This window comes from Protofrankia sp. CiP3 (assembly GCF_917627345.1).
Lineage (GTDB): Bacteria > Actinomycetota > Actinomycetes > Frankiales > Frankiaceae > Protofrankia.
This window is the reverse complement of sequence record NZ_CAKJTM010000177.1, coordinates 1-5,800: the sequence shown is the minus strand read 5'-3', so window position 1 is coordinate 5,800 and position 5,800 is coordinate 1. Positions and strand designations below refer to the sequence as shown.

Sequence of the window (5,800 nt, the reverse complement as noted above, 5' to 3'; positions counted from 1 at the left end):
GCCGAGAGCCCCACGGCGACGCCCCCCAGCCCCGCCGCCAGCGAGCCCGAGGACGTCGAACCCCCCACAGGGGGCGAGCCAGCGAAAGCCCGGGTGCTCGCCGACCGGTGGCACGTCGGCTTCACCGACCTGCACGGCGGGCAGGGCATGCTCGGTCAGGTCGAGGGTCGCACCGCCGACGACGTCTCCTACTGGCTGGCCAGCCAACCCACAGCCTGGCGCGACCGGATCCGTTACGTCGCGATCGACATGTGCACCGTGTTCGTCGCCGCGATCCGCCGCTACCTGCCCCACGCCACCCTCGTCGTCGACCACTTCCACGTGGTGAAGCTCGCGAACGACACCCTCGAGGAGATCCGCCGCCGAGTCACCACCACGACCCGAGGCCGGCGCGGCCGCACCGGCGACCCCGAGTGGCAGATCCGCGGCCTGCTACGCCGCAACCGCGAGAACCTCACCGACCACCAACTCGCGAAACTATGGAACACCCTGGTCGATCTCGGTGAACCCGGGCAGACGATCCTGGCCGCCTGGATCGGAAAGGAGGAGCTACGCGCGCTGCTCGCGCTGGCCCGCACCCACCCCGACCGCACCACGATCGCCCACCGGCTCACCAGGTTCTACACCTGGTGCGCCAACACCGCCATCCCCGAACTCGAACGCCTCGCCACCACGGTCAGCACCTGGTGGCCCTACATCGAGGCGTTCCTCCACACCGGGATCACCAACGCCGCCAGCGAGGGCTACAACCGCGTCGTCAAACTTGACGCCCGCAACGCCTACGGCTACCGCAACCCCACCAACCAACGCCTACGAACACGCTGCGCAACCACCCGCCGAACCCGCGGACACCTCAACCCCGCTTAACTTCGAAGACCCACCATGGTTCGAGCTTCGCACGGTCTCCGCAGATCGGTCATCGCGAGGGGGACGGCAACGAAGTCCGGGTTTCGGCGCGCCGGTGGCGTTCCCGGCGGACGTCCGCGGCGTGGTCCGGTAGCTGGGCGACAGGGCGGCCAGGGCGGTATTGATCGGGGCTTTCGTTGTTCCCGGCGGTGTCCTGGATAGATCCAGGCGCAGGGTCGACGGGGACCGGCACCAGGTCGAGCGCACCAGCAGGGGCGTCGATCACCCGTGGAGTGGTGCGCTGGGCACGCGCGGTTCGGCGCTTTGCACAACTGATCACAGAAATCGCGCCGGAATACTACGCTGAGAACTGAGGGATCATCAGTACGGGTGGGCCCCGAAGGCGTGTACCGGAGCGTCACGCTGCAGGTGGTCCGCTGTTCCGGCTGCGGGGAGGTTCGGATGTCAGCGGGAGAGGCGCCGGATTCCGAGGCCGCCGACCAGCGGCTCGTGCGTCTCCTCGCCGGCGCGCCGGGCCTTTCCGGCCGACCTGGCCGGCAGCGGCTGCAGGAGCGGATCGCCCTTCGTCTCGGTCCGGATCGCCGCCTCTACCTGACCGAGTACGACGTCGAGTACCTGTGGTTCGGCGCGCTGGTGGAAGAGCTCGCGGCGGAGACAGGCGGTCTGACGGCCCTGTCTCGTGCGGTCACGGACCTGCTTCCCGGCTCGCGGCAGGCGCTCGCGGTCGCGCGCCTCGTCAGCACTCTCCTCGGCGACGGGCGGGACGGCGGACGCGGCGGCCGGGAGCCGGAACCGGAGGTGCCGTGCTCGCCCAGCCGGCTCCCAGAACCGTCGCCGGTGGCGGTGCCGGGGCCGGAGCCGGAGCCGGAGCTGGCGCTGCGGACCGCCGAGATCCGCGAGCTCGCGTTGGCATTCGGTCGGGACGTCGAAGCGTCACTGCTGCTGGAGGCAGCCGGGGTGCCGGTCGAGCGGATACCCACCGGGGGCGTGGACGCCGTGACCTTCTGGGCGGAGGTTTCCCGGCTGTTCGTTCGGGGCCTGGTTGCGGATGGCCGGCGGCGCGTCCTCGCCGCGGCCTCGGCCAGGTTCCCCGCCAACCCCGTCTTTGCCTCCGGACGGGGCCGCTGATCGGGGCGAGGCAGCGATGCTCCGGCCCCGGTGCGTCCTGATGCCGTCGCATGTTGCATCATTGGCGGTGTCGAGAGGACACTTCGGGGATGCCCGCCGGCGCAGGCGCCGGCCGGTGTGGTTCCGCATCGGGGGCTTCCGGATGCCCTTGGCAGGGGGCGAGATGCGCAGGCGAACGTACCGGGGCACCGGCGATGCCGGCCGTGCTGCGGGGAGGCCCCGGGTGGCGGCCACGGCCCGGTCGTCGTCGCCGGCCGTGCTCCGTACCGTTGCGCCGTCGCGCCCGGTCGACGCCAAGCGCTGACCGGTGGCCAGCTTCGCCCCGGTGGCCGCATTCCACCGGTCATTGACGGCATCACGACTGCCGCGGTCGGCCGGCCGCCGGCGAAAGCGACGTCCGACCCGCGGCGCAGCGGTTACGCTGACGCCAAATAGCGCATTCGGTGCACCGAACAGCATCGACGCGTCGGGTCGCCGGATTCGCGCGTTGTCGAACGCGTCGCGACCATCCGGGGGAATCGTGACAGACCGCGATCCGTCGTCGTCCCTTCGCGGCGCGCTCCGGTCCGACGTCGCCTTCGAGGTCGTCAACTGCCTGGACAACAGTTTCGACCTGCGCAGCCCCTTGGCGTGGCAGGCGCTGGTCAGCCGCTTCGAGCAGCGGTCCGGGCGGAGAATCTACCCCCGCCGTACCGAGGTCGGCCGCGACTGGTGGTTCGAGTTCGTCGGCGCCTGCCTTCCGGTTGGGTCCGACGCGTCCGACGACAGTCCGGACGAGTTCGAGAACGGGCTGTTGAGCCTGGTCGACGCGGTCGCCGACCTGCGTCCCGACTCGCTGGTCGTCGACCAGCTCCTGCGGCTGCGTGACGAGTGGGAGGCCGGACGGACCGCCGACGAGGCGGGCACTGCCTGGGAGCTGCTGCGACGGGATCTGACCGGCGTACCCGTGCGGCGGGTCGCCGGAGCCTTCCGCGACGCCTGCCACCCGATGCCCCCACCCCGGCACTGCCGGGACGCGTGGGACCTCTTCCTGTGGACGGCGAGCCGCGCGCCCGAGCCGGGGAAGCTGTCCGCGCACACGGTCTTCCTTCTCGGGTGCGCGAGCGTGCTGAGCCCGGAGACGTCCGTGCGAACCGACGTGTGGCTGCGGGCCGAGGCCCACCGGCGCGACGGAGCGGCGTTCCCGTTCCCCTGGGAACGTCGTCCCGAGCAGCTGTGTGGCGCGCTGAGCCGCGCGGTCGTCGGCGCCCAGGAAGCCCGGGGAGGGGTAACTGGCCAGGGGAGCTATGTGCTCTCCCTGCGCTTCCATCCGGACGGGCCGACGCCCGACGACCACACGGTGTCCTGGCGGTTACAGGGGCCGGCCGGCGGGGTGCGCGACCTCGGCGCGGCGGCGGTCCGCGCACCGCTTTTCGAGGAGTTCGCCGCCGGGGTCGTCACGGCCGCGGAGGAGATCATCGACGCGGAGACGCCCGTCGACCTGCCCGCGTGGCTGGCCGTGGAGATCTTCCTGCCGGTCACCCAGCTGTTTCTTCCCGTCGCGGGGTGGCGGCGGACGTTCGAGGGCGGTCCACGGCTTCTGATCGAGGATCACACCGTGGTCGCCCGCAGCCTCGAACGGGCGCTGCGCCGGGCGCCCTCGTCGCGCCAGCGGCGGCGGTGGGCCGCACTCACCGGATCGGGCCGGCCGCGGATCGTCGCGGTGCGGGCCTCGGAGCTCAAGGAGTTCGAGCTGGCAGCGAACGAGAACGTGACCGCGGTGGTGCTCTCCGGGCCACCGGTCCCGGGCTCGGTGGCCGCCCGGGAGCTCGTCCACGTGCTGCGGGAAGGTCTCGGAATCGTGGCGTGGCAGGACGACGACGTGCACCGGCAGACCGACCGGGCGCTGCTGGCGCTCCTCACCGGCCAGGGCCTCCCGGCGGACGAGGCCTGGTCGGCCGCGCCCGATCCGGAGACTCTTCCCGGTCGGTTCCGGGAGGAGAACCTCAGCCGTCTCCGGCATCGGCTCGCCGCGGCAGTCGGTGCCGGCGGGGACGAGCACGTACCGGTGCGCTGCCTGGCGACGCTGCTGTGGGACGACCTGCGCCGCGACGCGGTCGCGCGGGCCGCGCTCGAAGCCGGGAACCGGTCCGCAGGCACCGCGGTCTCGCCTGGTCGACCCGACGAGGCTGCGGCGGGCGCACCGCTGCCGGCGAAGCCCGGATGAGCGGCGAGGAGCGGGAGCCGCGTCAGGTCGGCGGTGCGGAGCCGGAGGAGTCGCGTCAGGTCGGCGGCGGCGGACCGGGTGCTCCCGGCTGGTGGCTGTTCCGCGGCTCCGGTGCTCCGGCGGACGTCGACCGCCCCTGGCCGGCTGCGCCCGCCTGGCGGCGGTTCGGCGCGCCGGCCGACGTGCCGCCGCCGCCGTCGGAGGACGACGACCCGCTGGCCGCGCACCGCCGGACTGTCGCCGCGGCCCTCCTCGGGCCCGACCAGATCCGGGCGGTCAACGTCGCGCTGGCACTGCGGCGACCGATTCTGGTGACCGATCCGGACGGCGTGGTGGGCGGCGGGCTCGCGCATCTGATCGCCCGTGAGCTACGCTTGGGGCGTGTCCTGCGGTGGTTCCCGAACAGCAGGTCCACGGTGCGTGACGGCGTGTACGAGTACGACGCGATCGGTGCCGCGCTGCGGCTGCGTGGGGTGGCCGCCGAGGCCGCCGGACTCGCCGGGGTCCGCCGCTCCCTGCGGGAGCAGGTCGCCGAGCGCCGGGCGGCATCCCAGCAGCCGGCGCCCAGCTTCGTCCGCCTGGGGCCGCTGGGCACGGCGCTTCTCCCGCGGCCTCGCCCCAGGGTGCTGCTGATCGACCGACTCGACCGAAGCGGCTACGAGCTGCCCGACGACCTGCTCGAAGTGATCGAGGGCGGCAGGGCCGTCGTGCCCGAGCTCGCCGGGCTGCCGACGTCCGACGGTCCCGTGGCGGTAGCGGTGGACGACCCGGGCCGGTTCACCGCCCTCACCGGCGGTGTCATCCAGTGCGCCGAGTTCCCGGTCATCGTGATCACCAGCAACGGCGACCGGGCCTTCTCGTCCGCCTTCCGGCGGCGCTGCGTGCACGTCCAGCCGCCCGAGTCGTCCGACGAGGACCTGCGGAAGCTGTTGCGGCACCTGTTCGGGTCGGCGCCCTGGGCCGCCGACCTGGTGGACCGGTTCGAGAAGACCCGGGACCCCGACGGCCGACCGACGGTGGACCGCCTGCTGGAGGCGGCCCACCTGGCGACCCAGGGGCTCCTCGACGAGGACGGGGCGCGGACGCTGGACGCCGTCTGGGGTGCGGCGGGCCCTGCACCGGGCGGGTTCGTTGCGGGGCTGTCGTGACGCGACGGCCGGACAGCGTCGTCTCCGGCGGCGAGATCTCCGACAAACCGCCGCTGCGGTATGGGAGGCGACCACTACACGTCGACCTGCCGCCGGCGATCCGGAACGAGGCGCTGTTCGACCGCGCCCTACGTCCGCTGTCCGAACCCGTCCAGACGCCCGGGCCGACCGGCCGCGACGAGAAGGCGGACGCCTTACGGCTGCTGACGCGCGATCCGCGGGCGTTCGCGTCCGGCCGGCCGGCCGAGGCGCCGTGGGATCTCGCGCTCGTGGTCGACGCGAGTCCGACGTTCCGGCTGGCCTGGGCGGACGCCGTCCCCGGCCTGGTCCGCGTGCTGGCCCGCCGGTCGGCCTTCCGTGACGTGGTCGTCAGCCGGCTGGCCGCCGACCGCTCACCGACCGGCCGGTCGCGCCCGCGCGACGCCGCGCCGGCGGAGCCGCGGTGCCGGCC

The 5,800-nt window shown here is 73.3% G+C and carries 5 protein-coding genes; all 5 read left to right on the top strand.

What is annotated here, in order from left to right:
• Nucleotides 1-867: transposase (locus tag MJ797_RS25575; RefSeq protein WP_239342128.1), on the top strand; the 867-nt coding region annotated here is incomplete at its 5' end.
• A 441-nt stretch (nt 868-1,308) separates the two neighbouring features.
• The gene (locus MJ797_RS25570) at nt 1,309-1,995 is read left to right on the top strand and encodes a procyclic acidic repetitive family protein (protein WP_239342126.1); all 687 of its coding nucleotides are present in this window, start codon (nt 1,309-1,311) and stop codon (nt 1,993-1,995) included.
• A gap of 520 nt (nt 1,996-2,515) precedes the next feature.
• The gene (locus MJ797_RS25565; protein WP_239342124.1) at nt 2,516-4,201 is read left to right on the top strand and encodes a hypothetical protein; all 1,686 of its coding nucleotides are present in this window, start codon (nt 2,516-2,518) and stop codon (nt 4,199-4,201) included.
• Nucleotides 4,198-5,349, top strand: a complete 1,152-nt coding sequence (locus MJ797_RS25560; RefSeq protein WP_239342122.1) for a MoxR family ATPase — start codon at nt 4,198-4,200, stop codon at nt 5,347-5,349. The genes MJ797_RS25565 and MJ797_RS25560 overlap by 4 nt, the downstream gene beginning before the upstream one ends.
• Nucleotides 5,346-5,800, top strand: a 455-nt coding sequence (locus tag MJ797_RS25555) for a hypothetical protein (RefSeq protein WP_239342120.1), incomplete at its 3' end; no start/stop codon positions are given. The genes MJ797_RS25560 and MJ797_RS25555, both read left to right, overlap by 4 nt.

Excerpts from the sequence above, each read along its gene's own strand:
- MJ797_RS25570 (WP_239342126.1), top strand. The coding sequence starts at position 1,309 with ATGTCAGCGGGAGAGGCGCCGGATTCCGAGGCCGCCGACCAGCGGCTC.
- MJ797_RS25560 (WP_239342122.1), top strand. The coding sequence starts at position 4,198 with ATGAGCGGCGAGGAGCGGGAGCCGCGTCAGGTCGGCGGTGCGGAGCCG.